This window comes from Pantoea graminicola (assembly GCF_048452665.1).
Taxonomy (GTDB): Bacteria; Pseudomonadota; Gammaproteobacteria; order Enterobacterales; family Enterobacteriaceae; genus Pantoea.
The window spans coordinates 544,991-562,306 of sequence record NZ_JBLWSJ010000002.1 but is presented as its reverse complement, the minus strand read 5'-3'; the positions used below and the strand labels follow the sequence as shown (position 1 = coordinate 562,306).

At 57.0% G+C, this 17,316-nt stretch carries 19 protein-coding genes; 11 read left to right on the top strand and 8 right to left on the bottom strand.

The features are described from left to right. Positions 1–228: 228 nt before the first annotated feature. Together hemF and amiA are read right to left on the bottom strand one after the other, a co-directional pair. Entirely contained in the window at positions 229–1,143 is a 915-nt protein-coding gene (gene hemF / locus ACNY69_RS06645) for an oxygen-dependent coproporphyrinogen oxidase (protein ID WP_111139350.1), read from the bottom strand. Positions 1,144–1,243: 100 nt separating this feature from the next. Continuing rightward, complete coding sequence (gene amiA / locus ACNY69_RS06640) at positions 1,244–2,092, bottom strand: N-acetylmuramoyl-L-alanine amidase AmiA (protein WP_111139351.1); 849 nt, start codon at positions 2,090–2,092, stop codon at positions 1,244–1,246. A 208-nt stretch (positions 2,093–2,300) separates the two neighbouring features. Between amiA and ACNY69_RS06635 the strand changes: the two genes are divergently transcribed. The 10 genes from ACNY69_RS06635 to ACNY69_RS06590 all read left to right on the top strand — a co-directional run bounded on the left by ACNY69_RS06635 (position 2,301) and on the right by ACNY69_RS06590 (position 11,068). Then, positions 2,301–2,726 (top strand): GNAT family acetyltransferase, encoded by a 426-nt coding sequence (locus ACNY69_RS06635; RefSeq protein WP_111139352.1) that lies wholly within the window; start codon positions 2,301–2,303, stop codon positions 2,724–2,726. Continuing rightward, on the top strand, positions 2,716–3,183 hold the full coding sequence (locus ACNY69_RS06630; protein ID WP_111139353.1) for a DUF2919 domain-containing protein: 468 nt from the start codon (positions 2,716–2,718) through the stop codon (positions 3,181–3,183). The genes ACNY69_RS06635 and ACNY69_RS06630 overlap by 11 nt, the downstream gene beginning before the upstream one ends. Positions 3,184–3,248: 65 nt before the next feature. Continuing rightward, positions 3,249–3,866, top strand: a complete 618-nt coding sequence (locus ACNY69_RS06625) for an RpoE-regulated lipoprotein (protein ID WP_418797663.1) — start codon at positions 3,249–3,251, stop codon at positions 3,864–3,866. Between the two features lie 246 nt (positions 3,867–4,112). Next, positions 4,113–5,129 (top strand): sulfate ABC transporter substrate-binding protein, encoded by a 1,017-nt coding sequence (locus ACNY69_RS06620; protein ID WP_418797662.1) that lies wholly within the window; start codon positions 4,113–4,115, stop codon positions 5,127–5,129. Further along, positions 5,129–5,962 carry a sulfate/thiosulfate ABC transporter permease CysT gene (gene cysT, locus ACNY69_RS06615; RefSeq protein WP_111139356.1) on the top strand — a complete coding sequence of 278 codons (834 nt, stop codon included), beginning with the start codon at positions 5,129–5,131 and terminating at the stop codon, positions 5,960–5,962. Before ACNY69_RS06620 ends, cysT begins: the two co-directional genes overlap by 1 nt. Next, on the top strand, positions 5,962–6,837 hold the full coding sequence (gene cysW / locus ACNY69_RS06610; protein WP_418797659.1) for a sulfate/thiosulfate ABC transporter permease CysW: 876 nt from the start codon (positions 5,962–5,964) through the stop codon (positions 6,835–6,837). The genes cysT and cysW overlap by 1 nt, the downstream gene beginning before the upstream one ends. Next, a complete protein-coding gene (gene cysA, locus ACNY69_RS06605) occupies positions 6,827–7,915 on the top strand; it encodes a sulfate/thiosulfate ABC transporter ATP-binding protein CysA (RefSeq protein WP_111139358.1) in 1,089 nt (362 codons plus the stop codon). The genes cysW and cysA overlap by 11 nt, the downstream gene beginning before the upstream one ends. A gap of 81 nt (positions 7,916–7,996) precedes the next feature. Next, the gene (gene cysM, locus ACNY69_RS06600) at positions 7,997–8,881 is read left to right on the top strand and encodes a cysteine synthase CysM (protein ID WP_418797657.1); all 885 of its coding nucleotides are present in this window, start codon (positions 7,997–7,999) and stop codon (positions 8,879–8,881) included. 169 nt (positions 8,882–9,050) lie between these two features. Beyond that, positions 9,051–9,731 (top strand): response regulator transcription factor, encoded by a 681-nt coding sequence (locus tag ACNY69_RS06595; RefSeq protein WP_111139360.1) that lies wholly within the window; start codon positions 9,051–9,053, stop codon positions 9,729–9,731. Next, positions 9,728–11,068 (top strand): ATP-binding protein, encoded by a 1,341-nt coding sequence (locus ACNY69_RS06590; RefSeq protein WP_418797656.1) that lies wholly within the window; start codon positions 9,728–9,730, stop codon positions 11,066–11,068. The genes ACNY69_RS06595 and ACNY69_RS06590 overlap by 4 nt, the downstream gene beginning before the upstream one ends. Positions 11,069–11,134: 66 nt before the next feature. Here ACNY69_RS06590 and crr read toward each other — a convergent pair whose 3' ends face one another. The 6 genes from crr to cysZ all read right to left on the bottom strand — a co-directional run bounded on the left by crr (position 11,135) and on the right by cysZ (position 16,091). After that, entirely contained in the window at positions 11,135–11,635 is a 501-nt protein-coding gene (gene crr, locus ACNY69_RS06585) for a PTS glucose transporter subunit IIA (protein WP_008926530.1), read from the bottom strand. Between the two features lie 42 nt (positions 11,636–11,677). After that, positions 11,678–13,405, bottom strand: coding sequence for a phosphoenolpyruvate-protein phosphotransferase PtsI (gene ptsI / locus ACNY69_RS06580; RefSeq protein ID WP_293772846.1), 1,728 nt, complete (start codon positions 13,403–13,405; stop codon positions 11,678–11,680). A gap of 161 nt (positions 13,406–13,566) precedes the next feature. Next, positions 13,567–13,824 carry a phosphocarrier protein Hpr gene (gene ptsH, locus ACNY69_RS06575; RefSeq protein WP_003848868.1) on the bottom strand — a complete coding sequence of 86 codons (258 nt, stop codon included), beginning with the start codon at positions 13,822–13,824 and terminating at the stop codon, positions 13,567–13,569. 172 nt (positions 13,825–13,996) lie between these two features. After that, positions 13,997–14,191: a hypothetical protein gene (locus tag ACNY69_RS06570; protein WP_111142243.1), complete on the bottom strand. Its 195-nt coding sequence runs from the start codon at positions 14,189–14,191 to the stop codon at positions 13,997–13,999. 19 nt (positions 14,192–14,210) lie between these two features. Continuing rightward, positions 14,211–15,182 (bottom strand): cysteine synthase A, encoded by a 972-nt coding sequence (gene cysK, locus ACNY69_RS06565; RefSeq protein WP_111142244.1) that lies wholly within the window; start codon positions 15,180–15,182, stop codon positions 14,211–14,213. A 141-nt stretch (positions 15,183–15,323) separates the two neighbouring features. Next, positions 15,324–16,091 carry a sulfate transporter CysZ gene (gene cysZ / locus ACNY69_RS06560; RefSeq protein WP_293772843.1) on the bottom strand — a complete coding sequence of 256 codons (768 nt, stop codon included), beginning with the start codon at positions 16,089–16,091 and terminating at the stop codon, positions 15,324–15,326. 218 nt (positions 16,092–16,309) lie between these two features. Here cysZ and zipA point away from each other — a divergent pair, with 218 nt between their 5' ends. Next, positions 16,310–17,314: a cell division protein ZipA gene (gene zipA, locus ACNY69_RS06555; protein WP_111142092.1), complete on the top strand. Its 1,005-nt coding sequence runs from the start codon at positions 16,310–16,312 to the stop codon at positions 17,312–17,314. Positions 17,315–17,316 lie beyond the last annotated feature (2 nt).

Below are 17,316 nucleotides of genomic sequence, written 5' to 3'. Positions count from 1 at the left end.
TCTGATGAAAATGCGGTTTCTCTGATTGTTGCGCTGCGAGGCGGTGCGAAGAAGCCGTCATGCGGTGTAAACCGTGGGGTGCGCCATATTCCATCCTTAAGCATAGCAGTCAGGACAAATGACGCAGGCAACACTGTAGCAATCCGTGCCCTGTGATTCGGGAGATGCAGAAGGGGAGAGCGGTAAGCGCAGCGCGGGGTCAGGCCCGCGCTGCGGCGGCAGGCGCAATCAGCGGGGCAGGTTGAGCCAGTTTTTCACCGGCAGGAAATCGCGATAGAGGGCGGCTTCCGGCGAGCCCGGCTCGGGCTGATAATCATATTCCCAGCGCACCAGCGGCGGCATCGACATCAGGATCGACTCCGTACGGCCACCGGTCTGCAGACCAAACAGCGTGCCGCGGTCCCAGACCAGATTGAACTCGACATAGCGGCCACGGCGATAGAGCTGGAACTGGCGCTCGCGCTCGCCAAACGGGTGATCTTTGCGGCGCGCCACAATCGGCCGGTAGGCGTCGATGAAACCACGGCCCACCGCCTGCATAAAGCTGAAGCTCTGCTCAAAGTCGGGCGTATTGAGATCGTCGAAGAACAGACCGCCGATGCCGCGCTGCTCATCCCGGTGTTTCAGATAGAAGTAGTCGTCGCACCACTTTTTATAGCGCGGATAGACATCCTCGCCAAACGGCTGGCAGAGATCGGCGGCCGTCTGATGCCAGTGCAGCGCATCTTCTTCGAAGCCGTAGAAGGGCGTCAGATCAAAGCCGCCGCCAAACCACCACACCGGATCGGCTCCTGGTTTCTCGGCGATAAAAAAGCGCACGTTGGCGTGGCTGGTGGGCACGTAAGGGTTGTTCGGGTGGATCACCAGCGACACGCCCATCGCTTCAAAGCTGCGACCCGCCAGTTCGGGACGGTGTGCCGTCGCCGAGGCGGGCATCTGATCGCCGTGCACATGGGAAAAGTTTACGCCTGCCTGCTCAAATACGGCACCGTTGCGCAGAACGCGGCTCTGACCGCCGCCGCCGCCGGGACGCTGCCAGCTATCCTCGGCAAACTGCGCACCGCCATCTTCAGCCGCCAGCTGGTTACAGATCTCATCCTGCAGGGCGAGCAGGAACGCTTTTACGCGGGAAATATCAGCCATCTTTTCGCTTATCGTTTGTCAAAGTCTGACGCGATTATACGCCAAACCGCGCCGCTTGCATGAGTGTGGCGCGCGGCAGGGCGCAAACCGGCCCGTCGCATCAGGCATTGCGCCGGTCAAACTCATCAAAGTAGTTAACGATGCCGCTGGCAATCGCAGAGGCGATTTTCTGGCGAAATGCGGTGGTGCCGAGCAGTTGCTCTTCGCGCGGATTGGTAATAAAGGAGGTTTCGACCAGCACCGACGGAATCGACGGTGACTTCAGCACCGCGAAGGCCGCCTGCTCCGTATGCTGGCTGTGGAGATGATGCACCGGACGGATCTGATCCAGCACATGCTTGCCCAGCGTCAGGCTGTTCCTGATGGTGTCGGTCTGCACCAGGTCGAACAGAATCTGCTGCAGATAGTGATCCTGCTGCTGCGCTTTCACGCCGCCCACTTTGTCCGCATCATTCTCGCGCTGAGAGAGGTAGCGCGCCATCGAGCTGCTGGCTCCGCGATTGGAGAGCGCAAACACAGAGGCGCCGCTGGCCTCAGGGCTGGTAAAACCGTCGGCGTGGATGGACATAAACAGATGCGCGCCGTGCTGATGGGCGATCTCCACCCGCTGATAGAGCGGAATAAAGTGGTCGCTGTCGCGGGTCAGTCGCACTTCGATGCGTGGATGGCTCTGAAGCTGGCGTTTCACATTACCGGCAATCTCCAGCACGATGTGCTTCTCTTCCGATCCCTCTTCGCCAACGGCACCCGAATCGATGCCGCCGTGACCGGGATCGATCATCACGATGCGCTTACCGTTTTTAGCCGGTGGTGCCGGGCGCGGATGACGCGGGTTCTCTGTAAGAGCCGACTGCTCTCTGGCCTGAACCGCGCGCGGCGATAAAATGGCCAGCGCCAGCCCGGAAAGCAGTAACTGACGACGGTGAATCAAACGTTTAAGCAGATGCATGTGCGGGTCCGGTAACAAAAATCCTGCCGGTGTTATAGCCTAAGGCTCGGCTGCCTGCGATCACAGAACCATTTCAGGGCATTACTTTGTATTGCAGGCCGCAAACGGAAAATTTGCGCTTTTTTGTTTGCCGCCACTCAGACCAGGGTTGCGTGTAGCAGAGAATGCGTGATAATCAGCAAATTGTGCTTATTTACAGGTAAAGAAGATGGAAATCCGCGCCTTCCGCCAGGAAGATTTTGAAGAAGTGATCACCTTGTGGGAACGTTGCGATTTGTTACGGCCATGGAACGATCCGGAGCTGGATATCGAACGCAAAATGCAGCACGACCCCGATCTCTTTCTGGTTGCGGAAGTGGGCGGGGTGGTCGTGGGCACGCTGATGGGGGGGTACGATGGTCATCGCGGTGCGGCCTATTATCTGGCCGTGCATCCTGACTATCAGGGACGCGGCTTTGCCAATGCCCTGATGAACCGGCTGGAGAAGAAGCTGATTGCGCGTGGCTGTCCGAAACTGCACCTGATGATCCGCGAAGAGAACGATCAGGTTGTGGCGTTCTATGAGAAGCTCGATTACGAACCGGTGGACGCGCTGCTGTTTGGCAAACGCCTGATCGAAGATCGTGAGTACTAAACCGTCGCCGCGCTATCTGCCGGACGAATATGATGCGAGAGGGCAGCTGCGGCTGCCGTTTCTTTTCTGGCTGATCCTGTTGCTTCAGGCGCGGACATGGCTGCTGCTGGTTATGGCCGGTGCCTCGCGTCAGCAGGGCAACGATCTGCTGGCGCTCTTTTATCCGGATCGTCAGGCGTTCTGGATTGGCCTGGCGCTGGGCCTGCCGGCGCTGGTCGGGCTGCTGCTGACCGGCTATCGTCTGCGCCTGCCGCGATTCTGGCAGCACTGGCGCAGCGTGCTCTCGCTGTCGCTGCTGGTGAACCTGATCTGGCAGACCATGCAGTTTATTCAGGGCGACCTGCTGAGTTCACCGCTGCCCCTGATGCTGACGCTGTTCGACCTGCTGGCGCTGCTCTGGCTGCATTTCAGCCAGCGCTGCCGCGACTGCTTTCTGCCCGAACATCATCTTAATTAAACTTTTTGGCGCTTTGCGACTCCAATCAGTTCCGCCTTTCCGGCCTCGTATTAACAGGAGTTTTCATGAAAGCTGTTCGTTCCACGTTACTGCTCGCCGCTGTGGTGTTGAGCGGCTGTGCCAGTTCGGGTTCCGGCACAGACAGCAGCCAGCAGGTAAGCTGGTGGAATCCGCTCAGTTATCACTGGTCCTCGGCGCTGCCGTGGAACTGGTTTGGTGGCACGTTAACCGCGACCGAACAGGGTGTGGGCGGCCTCACGGCCTCGACCGCCATGAAAGAGGACGCGATTAACGCCGGGCTGAACGGTGACTATACGCTGCGTCAGGGGATGCGCAGCCAGAATGGCCAGGTGGTCTCTTTCTGGCAGGCGCTCCGTGATAGCAGGGTCAGGCTGGTGATCGAAGGGCAGTCGCAGGTCGAGCGCATTGAGGTGATGGACAGTGCGATTGTCAGCCACGACGGCAGCAAAGTGGGTGACGCCTTCAGCGACAGGTTCACGAAAGCCTTCAACAACTGCACCCTGGCCAGCGGCGCCGATGCGCGTGACGTGGCCTGTCGTGCGCCGGGCAGTCAGCATCTGACCTATCTTTATCACGGCGACTGGCATGGCCCAGAGGGACTGATGCCTTCTGACGATACGCTGAAAAGCTGGAAAATCAGCAAGATTATCTGGCAGCGTTAAGTGCCCGCCCTGTCAGCGTGCCGCCCGCGAGGCGACCGCTGACGCACGCCCCATCCCGCTCCGCACACCGCTTATCATCCCCATCGGCTTTTGCTGAATTCAGCATAAACTCTGCCGCCGTCTTATGCTTTTTTCGACTTTGAAATCATCAAACGATATATAAAACCGTTACTCGTTTTCACGGAGTTATAAATAAACTGATGCATCAGCGGGCGAGATCCGCATCAAACTTTTTCAGGGTGCCAAATGACATTACAAGCGATGAATAAAATCGTGAGCGGTATCGCGTTGTCGCTGAGCCTGGCTGGCGCAGTCAACGCCACTGAACTCCTTAACAGCTCTTACGATGTGTCGCGGGAGCTGTTTGTTGCCCTGAATGCCCCCTTCGTTAAACAGTGGGATGCCGCGCATCCGGCCGATCCGCTGACCATTAAGATGTCACATGCCGGTTCATCGAAGCAGGCGCTGGCGATTCTGCAGGGACTGCGTGCGGATGTAGTGACCTATAATCAGGTCACGGACGTGCAGGTGCTGCACGATAAAGGCAACCTGATCGCCGCAGACTGGAAAAGCCGTCTGCCGAACAACAGCTCGCCTTTCTACTCCACCATGGCGTTTCTGGTGCGCAAAGGAAATCCTAAACAGATTCACGACTGGTCCGATTTAACCCGCAGCGATGTGAAGCTGATTTTCCCCAATCCGAAAACCTCCGGCAATGGCCGCTATACCTATCTGGCCGCCTGGGGCGCAGCAGATAAGGCGGACGGTGGCGACAAGGCTAAGACCCAGGCCTTTATGACGCAGTTCCTTAAGAACGTGGAAGTGTTCGACACCGGCGGCCGCGGCGCGACCACAACCTTTGCCGAGCGCGGACTGGGTGACGTGCTGATTAGCTTTGAGTCGGAAGTGAACAACATCCGCAACCAGTACGGCAAAGATGAATATGAAGTCATCGTGCCAAAAACCGATATTCTGGCGGAGTTTCCGGTTGCCTGGGTGGACAAGAACGTTGTCCTTAATAACACCAAAGACGCCGCCAGTGCCTATCTGAACTACCTCTACACGCCTGAAGCGCAGAATATCATTACCCGGTATTACTACCGCGTGAACAACCCTCAGCTGATGTCGGCGCAGAAAGATCGCTTTCCGCAGACGACGCTGTTCCGGGTAGAAGAGGCGTTTGGCGGCTGGGATAACGTGATGAAGACCCATTTCGCCAGCGGTGGCGAGCTTGATCAACTCTTAGCGGCGGGGCGCGGATAATGTTTGCAGCCAGCCATAAACGTGTTCTGCCTGGTTTTGGCCTCAGCCTTGGCACCAGCCTGCTCTTTACCTGTCTGATTCTGCTGCTGCCGATCAGCGCCGTCATCATGCAGCTGTCGCAGATGACGCTGCAGCAGTACTGGGATGTGGTGACCAATCCGCAGCTGGTAGCGGCCTATAAAGTCACGCTGCTCTCGGCTGGCGTCGCCTCTCTGTTTAATGCGGTGTTCGGCATGCTGATGGCGTGGATCCTGACCCGTTATCGCTTCCCGGGCCGCGCGCTGCTGGATGGCCTGATGGATCTGCCGTTTGCGCTGCCGACCGCAGTCGCGGGTCTGACGCTGGCCGGCCTCTTCTCCGTCAGCGGCTGGTACGGACAGTGGTTCGCCCATTTCGACATCAAAATCTCCTACACCTGGATCGGTATCGCCATTGCAATGGCCTTTACCAGCATCCCGTTTGTGGTGCGTACCGTACAGCCGGTGCTGGAAGAGTTAGGCCCGGAGTATGAAGAGGCGGCCGAAACCCTGGGCGCGACGCCGTGGCAGAGTTTCCGCCGCGTCGTGCTGCCGGAAGTGGCGCCGGCGCTGCTGGCGGGCACGGCGCTCTCGTTTACCCGCAGCCTGGGCGAGTTCGGTGCGGTCATCTTTATTGCGGGCAACATTGCCTGGAAAACGGAAGTGACCTCGCTGATGATTTTTGTCCGTCTGCAGGAGTTTGACTATCCGGCGGCCAGCGCCATCGCGTCGGTTATCCTGCTGGCCTCGCTGATTCTGTTGTTCGCTATTAACACATTACAGAGCCGCTTTGGCCGTCGTCTGGGAGGTCACTAATGGCTGAGGTTTCGCAACTCAATCACGCGGCGCGTCAGCCGGTGAACTGGAGCAAATGGCTGCTGATTGGCATCGGGGCGCTGGTCTCGATTCTGCTGCTGGTGGTGCCGATGATCTCCATCTTCTGGGAAGCGCTGAATCACGGGCTGATTGCGGCCCTGAGCAATCTCTCCGACCCGGACATGCTGCACGCGATCTGGCTGACGGTAATGGTGGCGCTGATCACCGTACCGGTTAACCTGGTGTTCGGTACGCTGCTGGCCTGGCTGGTGACGCGCTTTACCTTCCCGGGACGCCAGCTGCTGCTGACCCTGTTCGATATTCCTTTTGCCGTGTCGCCGGTGGTGGCCGGTCTGATGTATCTGCTGTTCTGGGGCGTCAACGGCCCGGCGGGCGGCTGGCTGGATGCCCACAATATTCAGATTGTGTTTGCCTGGCCGGGCATGGTACTGGCGACGGTGTTTGTGACCTGTCCGTTCGTCGTTCGCGAGCTGGTGCCGGTGATGCTGAGCCAGGGCAGTCATGAAGATGAAGCGGCGGTGCTGTTGGGCGCTTCCGGCTGGCAGATGTTCCGTCGTGTGACGCTGCCGAACATTCGCTGGGCGCTGCTGTACGGCATCGTGCTGACTAATGCCCGTGCGATTGGTGAGTTTGGTGCGGTCTCGGTGGTCTCGGGATCGATTCGCGGTGAGACCTATACGTTACCGCTTCAGGTTGAATTATTGCATCAGGACTACAACACGGTGGGCGCCTTTACCGCGGCCGCGCTGCTGACCCTGATGGCAATTGTGACGCTGTTTCTGAAAAGCATTCTACAGTGGCGCTTAGAGCAGCAGCACAAACGTCTGCAACAGGAGGGAAATCATGAGCATTGAGATTAACAAGATCAACAAATCCTTTGGTCGCACCTCGGTGCTGAACGATATCTCTCTGGATATTGCCTCGGGTGAAATGGTGGCGCTGCTTGGTCCATCAGGCTCGGGTAAAACCACGCTGCTGCGCATTATTGCCGGGCTGGAGCATCAGAACAGCGGCCAGATCCGCTTCCATGGTAACGATGTCAGCCGCCTGCATGCGCGCGATCGCCAGGTCGGCTTTGTGTTCCAGCACTATGCGCTGTTCCGTCATATGACCGTCTTCGACAACATCGCATTTGGTCTGACCGTTCTGCCACGCCGTGAGCGCCCTTCCACGGCGGAGATCCGGCAGCGTGTCACCCGTCTGCTGGAGATGGTGCAACTGGGCCATCTGGCGAACCGTTTTCCGGCGCAGCTTTCGGGCGGTCAGAAACAGCGAGTGGCGCTGGCGCGTGCGTTAGCGGTGGAGCCGCAGATCCTGCTGCTGGATGAACCTTTCGGTGCGCTGGATGCACAGGTGCGAAAAGAGCTGCGCCGCTGGCTGCGCGAGCTGCACGAAGAGCTGAAATTTACCAGCGTGTTCGTGACCCACGACCAGGAAGAGGCGATGGAAGTCGCCGATCGCGTGGTGGTGATGAGTCAGGGCAACATTGAGCAGGTCGGTACGCCAGACGATGTGTGGCGTGAACCGGCGACCCGTTTTGTGCTGGAGTTCCTGGGCGAAGTGAATCGCTTTGATGGCGAGATTCAGGGATCGCAGTTCCACGTCGGCGCGCACCACTGGCCGCTGGGCTACACCTCTGCCCATCAGGGCGCGGTGGAGCTGTTCCTGCGTCCGTGGGAGATCGACGTGTCGCGCCGCAGCAGCCTGGAAACGCCACTGCCGGTTCAGGTACTGGAAGTCAGCCCGCGCGGCCACTTCTGGCAGCTGGTGGTTCAGCCTGCGGGCTGGCAGAGCGAGCCGTTCTCGCTGGTGTTTGAAGGCGAGCAGACGGCCCCGATTCGCGGTGAGCGTCTGTTTGTGGGATTACAGCAGGCGCGCCTCTACAAGGGCGATAAGCCGCTGCGCGCAGTTGCCTTTGCGCAGAGCGCCTGATATTTTCACCTCAACAGCGGGCGGGAGTCTCACTCCCGCCTTTTTTTCGCCTCTCGTTTGTAACAGGCCAGGAACCACACCGTGACGACTCTTGAGAACACCATCGGCAATACGCCGCTGATCAAATTGCAGCGCCTGACGCCCGCCAACGGCAGTGAGGTCTGGCTCAAGCTGGAGGGCAATAATCCGGCCGGTTCGGTGAAAGATCGCGCGGCCTGGTCGATGATCCATCAGGCGGAACTGCGCGGGGAGATTTCACCCGGCGACCAGCTGATCGAAGCCACCAGTGGCAACACCGGCATCGCGCTGGCGATGATCGCGGCCATGAAAGGCTACCGTCTGCGTCTGCTGATGCCGGACAACATGAGTCAGGAACGGCAGGATGCGATGCGGGCCTACGGCGCAGAGCTGATTCTGGTGCCACGGGAGCAGGGCATGGAAGGCGCCCGCGATCTGGCGCAGGCGATGGCCGCACGCGGTGAAGGCCGGGTGCTGGATCAGTTTAACAATCCCGACAACCCGCTGGGCCACTATCAGACTACCGGCCCGGAGTTGTGGCAGCAGTCGAACCAGCGCATGACCCATTTTGTCTCCAGCATGGGGACCACCGGCACCATCACCGGCGTCGGACGCTATCTCAAAGAGCAGAACAGCGGTGTGCAGGTGATCGGTCTGCAGCCCAGTGAAGGCAGCAGCATTCCCGGCATCCGGCGCTGGCCGCTGGCCTATCTGCCGGGGATCTACCGGCCCGATCTGGTGGATGATGTGATAGATATGACGCAGAAAGAAGCGGAAGAGACGATGCGGGAGCTGGCACGACGCGAGGGGATTTTCTGCGGCGTCAGTTCAGGCGGTGCGGTCGCGGGGGCGCTGCGTATTGCGCAGGCCAATCCGGGCAGCGTGGTGGTGGCGATCGCCTGCGATCGCGGCGATCGTTATCTCTCTACCGGGCTTTATCATCAGTAATCTTCACTGAGACGGCATCAGATCTGTGCGCGCGTGCATCGCCCACAGGTCTTTTTTTTGGCCAGAATCGCCTGCTGCGGGGATAATGAATCTGTAAGGATCGCGTAAAACAGGCTGCGTGAACGCCGGCTACAGGACAAAATAGCGCCAGTTCTGCTGAGAGATAACAATGAAAATTTTGCTCGTTGATGATGATGTTGAGTTAGGCACGATGTTAAGCCAGTACCTGATTGCCGAAGGGTTCGATGCCCAGCTGGTTCTGACCGGCAGCGCCGGAATAGAGGGGGCGCTTTCGGGGGCGTTCACCGCCCTGATTCTGGATATCATGCTGCCCGATATGAGCGGCATCGATGTGTTGCGTCAGGTGCGTCAGAAAAGCCGGATACCGGTGATTATGCTGACCGCGAAGGGCGACAACATTGATCGGGTCATCGGTCTGGAGATGGGGGCGGATGACTATATGCCTAAGCCCTGTTATCCACGCGAACTGGTAGCGCGTCTGCGTGCAGTATTACGCCGTTTCGAAGAGCAGCCGCTGCAACCCGAGTCGAAAGAGCCGCTGCGCTGGGGCGAGCTTACGCTCAATCCCGCGACCCGCATCAGTGAGTGGCAGGGTACGCCGTTTGACCTGACCGCCTCGGAATTTAACCTGCTTGATCTGCTGCTGCGTGCACCGGACAGAGTGGTCTCTAAAGATGAGCTTTCAGAAAAGGGGCTGGGGCGCCCGCGCGAAGCTTATGATCGCAGTGTTGATGTGCATATCAGCAATATCCGCCAGAAGCTCAGTGCGCTGACGGCAGACAGCATTAATATCGAAACCGTTCGCAGCATCGGCTACCGCATCCGATGAAGCAGAGTTACCGGGGACGCATGTTCTGGAAGATCTTCATCGGCTTCTGGATCGTGTTCGTCATCATGAGCCAGCTTATCTGGCTCGGTTTTACGCTTTCGGGTAAACGGCATGAGCCGCCTGAAATCGTGGCGATTCGGCGCATTGTCGATCTGCAGATGACCTCTGCCGCGTCGGTGCTGGAGCGCAACGGTCCTGAGGCGCTGAATGCGATGCTGTCGGACTGGAATGAGAGTGACCGGCAGTTCTTCCACGTCACCCGGCAGGCACAACCGTTGCCCGCTGAGAATCGCGTCAATCAGGATATCCGTGGACGTTTTCCTGAAGAGGTGGTGCGCCAGGTGCAGGGCGCGGATGGCAACGCCTATCAGCTGCGCTATGACCTGGATGGCATGCGCAAAGACAGCATCATGAACAGGATGCCACGCCGGTTCCTGAACATCCCGGAACCGATGTTTATCTTTGCCGGCTCAGTGGGACTGCTCTTCAGTCTGCTGCTGGCCTGGAACCTGACGTGCCCCCTGCGTCAGCTGCGGGAAGGCTTTTCCCGGGTCGCAGAGGGGGATCTGCGCGTCCGGCTATTTCCGGCCATGCGTAAACGCCGCGACGAACTCTCTACCGTTGCGCAAGCTTTTGATGCAATGGTCGAACGGCTGGATACCCTGGTGCGCGCCCGTGAAGAGCTGCTGCACGACATCTCTCATGAGCTGCGTTCACCGCTGGCGCGGCTGCAGCTGGCAACCGGACTGGCACGCCAGACGCCCGAAAATGTCAGCAGTTCACTCGATCGCATTGATGAAGAGGCGCGCCGGCTGGATAAGATGATCGGTGAGCTGCTGACGCTGTCACGAGCCGGGCATGAAAGCATCCCGGATGAGCAATATTTCGATCTTACCGGCCTGCTTGAGGCCGTAATCGCCGACGTGCGCTATGAAGCGCAGATCCCTGGCGTGCAGGTGGTGCTGCAGGTGGACGATCGGGCGGATTACACCGTTCGCGGTAACGCGGAGCTGATACGGCGCGCCACCGAGAATGTGCTGCGCAACGCGCTCCGCTTCTCCCTGCCGGGGCAGCGTATCGACGTGCATCTGCGCACGGATCAGCAGTGGCTGGCGATTCAGGTGCGCGATCAGGGCCCGGGCGTGGATGAGGAGAAACTCTCCAGCATCTTTGACCCCTTTGTCCGGGTTAACTCTCCGCTGATGGGGAAGGGGTATGGTCTGGGGCTGGCTATCGTGCGTAAGGTGGTGCTGGCACATCATGGGGAAGTCGAGGCGCGGAATCGTCCCGAAGGGGGGCTGGAGCTGACGCTGCGTCTGCCACGCTGGCAGCCTTAAGCCTTAAGCGCGTACAGCAGAAACAATAACGGCACCCGCAGGTGCCGTTATGTTACAGATAAACGCTTACTTTCTGATGCGAATTACCGGGGTTTCCCCCACGGTAACCTGGCCAGACAGCTTAATCAGTTCCTTGATCTCATCCATGTTGGAGATGACGACCGGGGTCAGGGTTGATTTTGCTTTCTCTTCCAGCAGCGGCAGATCGAACTCGATGACCACATCGCCTTTTTTGACCTTCTGGCCTTCTTCAGCGATACGCTTGAAGCCTTCGCCTTTCAGTTCAACGGTATCGATACCGAAGTGGACGAACAGCTCAATGCCGTTGTCAGATTCGATCGAAAAAGCGTGATTGGTTTCAAAAATCTTGCCGATAGTCCCATCAACAGGGGCAACCATTTTGTTGCCGCTTGGCTTGATGGCAATACCGTCGCCCACGATTTTTTCTGCAAACACCACATCTGGTACGTCTTCAATATTCACGATTTCGCCTGACAGAGGCGCTACGATATCAATAGTCCCAGCGCTATCCGTTTTTTCGCCAAAAAGTTTAGAAAACAAACCCATGATCTTCTCCTAAGCAGTAATTTGGGGCCAGCATCATGCAGATTAGCAGAGCGTTTTTTCCTTAATGAATCTGTTGACCAGGTTCATTAAATCTTCCGCAGTCGGTTGAGCCAGTGCCTGCTCTGCTAATGCCTTCGCATCTTCAAAATTAGTATTACGAATGATTTTCTTGATGCCAGGGATAGAAATGGCACTCATGCTGAACTCGTCCAGCCCCATTCCCAGTAACAGTAGTGTAGCACGTTCATCACCTGCCAGCTCACCACACATGCCGGTCCATTTACCTTCAGCGTGAGATGCATCAATGACTTGCTTAATTAAGTTAAGCACAGACGGCGTCATTGGGTTGTACAGGTGCGAGATCAAATCATTACCACGATCGACCGCCAGAGTATACTGCGTCAGATCGTTTGTGCCGATACTGAAGAAATCAACTTCTTTCGCCAGGTGGTGGGCGATCACAGCTGACGCCGGGGTTTCCACCATGATGCCGACTTCGATGCTTTCATCAAAGGCTTTGCCCTCTTCGCGCAGCTGCGCTTTCAGCAGTTCGAGTTCGGCTTTCAGGCTGCGGACTTCTTCAACCGAGATGATCATCGGGAACATGATGCGCAGTTTACCGAACGAGGAGGCGCGCAGGATAGCACGCAGCTGAGCATGCAGAATCTCTTTGCGGTCCATGGCGATACGGATTGCGCGCCAGCCGAGGAACGGGTTCTCTTCTTTTGGCAGGTTCATGTAAGGCAGATCTTTGTCACCGCCGATATCCATGGTACGCACGATAACGGCCTGTGAACCCATCGCTTCCGCGACGGCTTTGTATGCCTGGAACTGCTCTTCTTCGCCTGGCAGCGAGTCGCGGTCCATGAACAGGAATTCGGTGCGGTAGAGGCCTACGCCTTCTGCGCCGTTACGCTCAGCCCCGGCGATATCGCGCACGGTACCGATGTTGGCACAGACTTCAACCTGATGACCATCCAGCGTGACCGCGGGCAGATCTTTCAGCTTGGCTAATTCATGTTTTTCCGACAGATACTGGTTCTGTACGGCTTTCAGCTCTTCCTGAATCGCTTCTGAAGGGTTGACGTGAATCGTGTTGTTGACACCATCCAGAATCAGGAAATCGCCGTTTTTGATCGTGGCGGTGACGTTACCGGTGCCGACAATGGCCGGGATCTCCAGCGAACGCGCCATGATAGAGGTGTGCGAGGTACGGCCACCCAGATCGGTAATAAAGCCCAGCACCTTTTTCAGGTTCAGCTGTGCGGTTTCTGACGGCGTTAAGTCTTTGGCCACCAGAATGGATTCTTCCTGAATCGCGCTCAGGTCAACGATGTGCAGACCGAGAATGTTTTGCAGCAGACGCTTACCGATGTCACGCACGTCAGCCGCACGCTCTTTCAGGTATTCATCATCTAACTCTTCCAGTGCTTTCGCCTGGCCATCGATGACTGAGTAGGCAGCGGCATCGGCAGACGCGTGATCTTTCTTGATCAGGTCAATGATTTCCTGCTCCAGCTCTTCATCTTCCAGCAACATGATGTGGCCTTCGAAGATCGCTGCTTTCTCTTCACCCAGGGTTTCACCCGCTTTGACGCGAATCGCTTCCAGTTGTGTTGCCGCTTTGCTACGGCCATCAAGGAAGCGCTGAACTTCCTGCTCAACCTGGTCATCAGAAATTTTCTTGCGATTGATGACGATCTCGTCTTCTTTCAGCAGCAGTGCTTTGCCGAAAGCGATACCTGGTGATGCTAAAATGCCTGAAATCATAACGCTACCTTTTAATCACGATGGCTGATGGGACTCTTTGCGGTGCCATTGTCGCGGGACACGTACTCTACGAAAGCAATAACGCGGACAGGTTGTCCGCGATCAAGATGTTTGCACTCAATGGCGCAGAGGAGTCGATTTGCTGGAGAGCTGAGCGGAGATTACTCCAGTTCAGCCATCAGTTTGACCAGATGTTCAACGGCCTTCTGCTCATCTTCACCTTCTGCAGAGAGTGTCACGACGGTGCCCTGAGTCAGACCCAGCGTCTGCAGTTTGAACAGGCTTTTCGCACTCGCTGATTTACCGTTAGAGGTCACGGTAATTTCTGACTGGAAAGCTTTGGCTTCTTTAACGAATTGCGCAGCTGGGCGAGTATGCAGGCCGTTTGGTGCAGTAATAGTAACTTCTTGCTGGAACATTCTATTTCCCCAACGTTATCAGAATGAGTTTTATGGATCTAAAGTCTAGCCTGGAGCCTCTACTTTAGCCTGTGTCGGTGCGCGGGTATAGCATCCTGCTGACCAGAGACGCGCATGCGTCAATACGACAATCCGTTGCGTCTCAAAACCGATTCTACACGTCACCGGTTAATTATGCCGTGATTCGCCGTTTCACTGAATCCGTAAATCGATTCAGCTTGATCCACTTCAAACGCGGATTAATTTCAGGCATCGAAATAATTGGCAGTCTAAATACCAGAGCGGCATCACTGAAATCAATCTGCCGGGTGATGAAAGTGAGATCTGCGCCACAAAAAAGCACCCGTGCGGGTGCTTTTTTATCCATTTTAAGACTTTCGCCGCGACTAGGGCTGCAGCTCTTTTTCGGTGAAAAGATCGGCAAACAGCGCAGTACTCAGGTAACGTTCACCGGAAGAGGGGAGGATGACAACGATATTTTTGTTGGCGAAGGTCTCATCTTCCTGCAGCTTCAGCGCAGCAGCAACCGCAGCACCGGAAGAGATACCGGCCAGAATACCTTCCTCTTCCATCAGACGACGCGCCGTGCTGATCGCCTCTTCGTTGGTAATCGCCACGACGCGATCCACCAGGTTCAGCTCCAGGTTACCTGGAATAAAGCCTGCACCGATGCCCTGAATCTTGTGCGGGCCTGGTTTGATCTCCTCACCGGCCATCGCCTGAGCAATCACCGGCGAATCGGTCGGTTCAACCGCAACGGTAATCAGATCTTTTTTGCCTTTGGTGTTTTTGATGTAGCGGCTCACGCCGGTCAGCGTACCACCGGTGCCGACACCGGCAATAAACACGTCTACTTCGCCATCGGTGTCTTCCCAGATTTCCGGGCCGGTAGTCTTTTCATGAATTTCCGGGTTGGCCGGGTTGCTGAACTGCTGCAGCAGAACATATCTGTCTGGATCGCTGGCGACAATCTCTTCCGCTTTGCCGATAGCGCCTTTCATACCCTTTGCGCCTTCGGTCAGAACCAGCTTCGCGCCCAGCGCTTTCAGCAGCTTACGACGCTCAACCGACATGGTTTCCGGCATGGTCAGCGTCAGTTTATAACCGCGTGCGGCTGCCACATAGGCCAGCGCGATACCGGTGTTGCCGCTGGTCGGCTCCACCAGTTCAACACCCGGTTTCAGAATACCGCGTTTTTCTGCGTCCCAAATCATATTGGCACCGATACGGCATTTTACGCTGAAGCTCGGGTTACGGGATTCAACTTTCGCAAGGATGCGGCCGTTACCGATGCGGTTCAGTCGAACCAATGGCGTATGACCAATTGTCAAAGAGTTGTCTTCATAGATCTTACTCATAGCCTGTCCTTAACTGTATGAAATATTGGGAACCCTATGAGCATACCTGTTCTGCCTGGGGGCGGAAGGAAAGAAATCGTATATCTATATGTCACCCGGCAATAAGCCTCTGTGAAAAGAGCATAAGGCGCGCTGATGGTTTCAGCGCACGTCGCTGCGAGCCAGCTGCGACCGATAGCGATCCACCCACATAGCCGTCGCACCGCAGACGGCCACCGGCATGATGACCAGGTTCAGCACCGGAATCATGGTGAACAGGCTGGTCAGCGCGCCAAACTGCATGTTGGCCGTTTTGTGCTGACGCAGGGCATTACGCATCTGCCGGAACGGCACTTTGTGGTTATCGAACGGATAGTCACAATACTGGATAGAGAGCATCCAGGCGCTGAACAGAAACCAGAGCACTGGCGCAATGGTCTGACCAAACCCCGGAATAAAGTAGAGCAGCAGCAGGCCCAGCGCGCGGGGCAGGTAGTAGCCCAGTTTCTGCAGTTCCCGCTTCATGATGCGCGGCACATCTTTCACCATCGCCGCCCAGCCGCTGTCGGGCAGTGGTTTACCGGTCAGACGCCCTTCAAGCTGTTCTGCCAGCAAACCGCAGAACGGGGCGGCAATCAGGTTGGCCAGCGTCGAGAAGAAGTAGCTGAACACCAGCACAATCGCGATAACCGACAGCGGCCACAACAGATAACTCAGCCACTGCAGCCAGTCGGGAATATGGGCCATCAGGCGCGGGATCCAGTCGCCCAGCCGATAGAAGAGCCAGACGAAAGCGCCGCCCAGCATGATGATGTTGATCAGCAGCGGCATCACGACAAAGCGGCGAAGGCCAGGCAGGCGCACCAGTTTCCAGCCCTGGTTAAAATAGTGCATGCCATTAAAATCTGAGACGGAATTCTCACGGGCCATAAAGCCATTTCTCCTGAAGGTGTGAAGGCGCGCTCACTATAACCTGGCTTTTTCTCCAGTCCAGGTACCGTTTGGGTAAAAAAACAGCGAAAAAGCGTGGGTTGCCTATCTTATTTGTCAGAAAATAGTGCACAGACTTGCACTTGTGTAGCAGGGCAAATACAGTTAGAGGATAAAGTTTGCCGCGGTGGCAAGGTATTGGAACAACAGAGAATACAATGATGCAGGATTTGCGTCTGATATTAATCGTTGTTGGCGCGATCGCCATTATAGCGCTCCTTCTTCACGGACTGTGGACCAGCCGTAAAGAGCGTTCGTCAGTGTTTCGCGATCGCCCGCACAAACGTCTGAAACAACGTGATGACCATGATGAGCAGGACCTGACAGACGACGAAGATGACGGCGTCGGCGAGGTTCGTGTTCGTTCTGAGCGCAGCGTACACCAGGAACCGCGTTTCGATGCGATCCGCGACCCTCAGCCAGAAGCGCCGCGTCAACAAGCGCCTGCTGAGCCTGTGCGTCAGCCTGCGCCACGTCCCGCACCGCAGCCCGAACCTGAAAGCGATCCGCTTTTCAGCTCAGCACCGCAGCCTGCTCCGCAGCCGCGTCCTGAACCGGTTCGTCAGCAGCCTGCGCCGACTTTTGTCGCGCCGCCTGTTCAGGCCGATCCGCTGCTGGATCTCGATCCGCTGGAACCGGTACAACCTGCACCGCAGTACCAGGCAGAACCTGAGCCTCAGCCTCAGCCTCAACCCGTGCAGCCTGAACCGGCCCCGGCGCCTGCGCCAAAAGCCGCAGCGGAAAAACCGAAAGAAGCGGTGCTGGTGCTGCATGTTGCCGCGCATTCGGGTGGTGAGCTGAACGGTGAAGCGTTGCTGCAGGGGATTCTGCAGGCGGGCTTCCAGTTTGGCGAAATGAACATTTTCCACCGTCATCTTAGTCCGGCAGGCAGCGGTCCCGTGCTGTTCAGCCTGGCGAACATGGTTAAGCCTGGCTCGTTCAACCCGGACCTGATGACCGATTTCAGCACGCCAGGCATCTCTATCTTTATGATGGTGCCTTCTTACGGCGATGCGAATCAGAACTTCAAGCTGATGCTGCAGTCGGCGCAGCGTATCGCTGATGATGTCGGTGGCGTTGTGCTGGATGATGAGCGTCGCATGATGACGCCGCAGAAGCTGGAAACCTACAAAGCGCGAATCCGCGATGTGACTGGCGCCTGAGC

Excerpts from the sequence above, each read along its gene's own strand:
- cysZ (WP_293772843.1), bottom strand. The coding sequence starts at position 16,091 with ATGGCCCGTGAGAATTCCGTCTCAGATTTTAATGGCATGCACTATTTT.
- ACNY69_RS06595 (WP_111139360.1), top strand. The coding sequence starts at position 9,051 with ATGAAAATTTTGCTCGTTGATGATGATGTTGAGTTAGGCACGATGTTA.
- zipA (WP_111142092.1), top strand. The coding sequence starts at position 16,310 with ATGATGCAGGATTTGCGTCTGATATTAATCGTTGTTGGCGCGATCGCC.
- ACNY69_RS06620 (WP_418797662.1), top strand. The coding sequence starts at position 4,113 with ATGACATTACAAGCGATGAATAAAATCGTGAGCGGTATCGCGTTGTCG.
- ACNY69_RS06570 (WP_111142243.1), bottom strand. The coding sequence starts at position 14,191 with ATGGATAAAAAAGCACCCGCACGGGTGCTTTTTTGTGGCGCAGATCTC.
- ACNY69_RS06625 (WP_418797663.1), top strand. The coding sequence starts at position 3,249 with ATGAAAGCTGTTCGTTCCACGTTACTGCTCGCCGCTGTGGTGTTGAGC.
- cysK (WP_111142244.1), bottom strand. The coding sequence starts at position 15,182 with ATGAGTAAGATCTATGAAGACAACTCTTTGACAATTGGTCATACGCCA.
- amiA (WP_111139351.1), bottom strand. The coding sequence starts at position 2,092 with ATGCATCTGCTTAAACGTTTGATTCACCGTCGTCAGTTACTGCTTTCC.
- crr (WP_008926530.1), bottom strand. The coding sequence starts at position 11,635 with ATGGGTTTGTTTTCTAAACTTTTTGGCGAAAAAACGGATAGCGCTGGG.
- ptsH (WP_003848868.1), bottom strand. The coding sequence starts at position 13,824 with ATGTTCCAGCAAGAAGTTACTATTACTGCACCAAACGGCCTGCATACT.
- ptsI (WP_293772846.1), bottom strand. The coding sequence starts at position 13,405 with ATGATTTCAGGCATTTTAGCATCACCAGGTATCGCTTTCGGCAAAGCA.
- cysT (WP_111139356.1), top strand. The coding sequence starts at position 5,129 with ATGTTTGCAGCCAGCCATAAACGTGTTCTGCCTGGTTTTGGCCTCAGC.
- ACNY69_RS06590 (WP_418797656.1), top strand. The coding sequence starts at position 9,728 with ATGAAGCAGAGTTACCGGGGACGCATGTTCTGGAAGATCTTCATCGGC.
- cysW (WP_418797659.1), top strand. The coding sequence starts at position 5,962 with ATGGCTGAGGTTTCGCAACTCAATCACGCGGCGCGTCAGCCGGTGAAC.
- hemF (WP_111139350.1), bottom strand. The coding sequence starts at position 1,143 with ATGGCTGATATTTCCCGCGTAAAAGCGTTCCTGCTCGCCCTGCAGGAT.
- ACNY69_RS06635 (WP_111139352.1), top strand. The coding sequence starts at position 2,301 with ATGGAAATCCGCGCCTTCCGCCAGGAAGATTTTGAAGAAGTGATCACC.
- cysA (WP_111139358.1), top strand. The coding sequence starts at position 6,827 with ATGAGCATTGAGATTAACAAGATCAACAAATCCTTTGGTCGCACCTCG.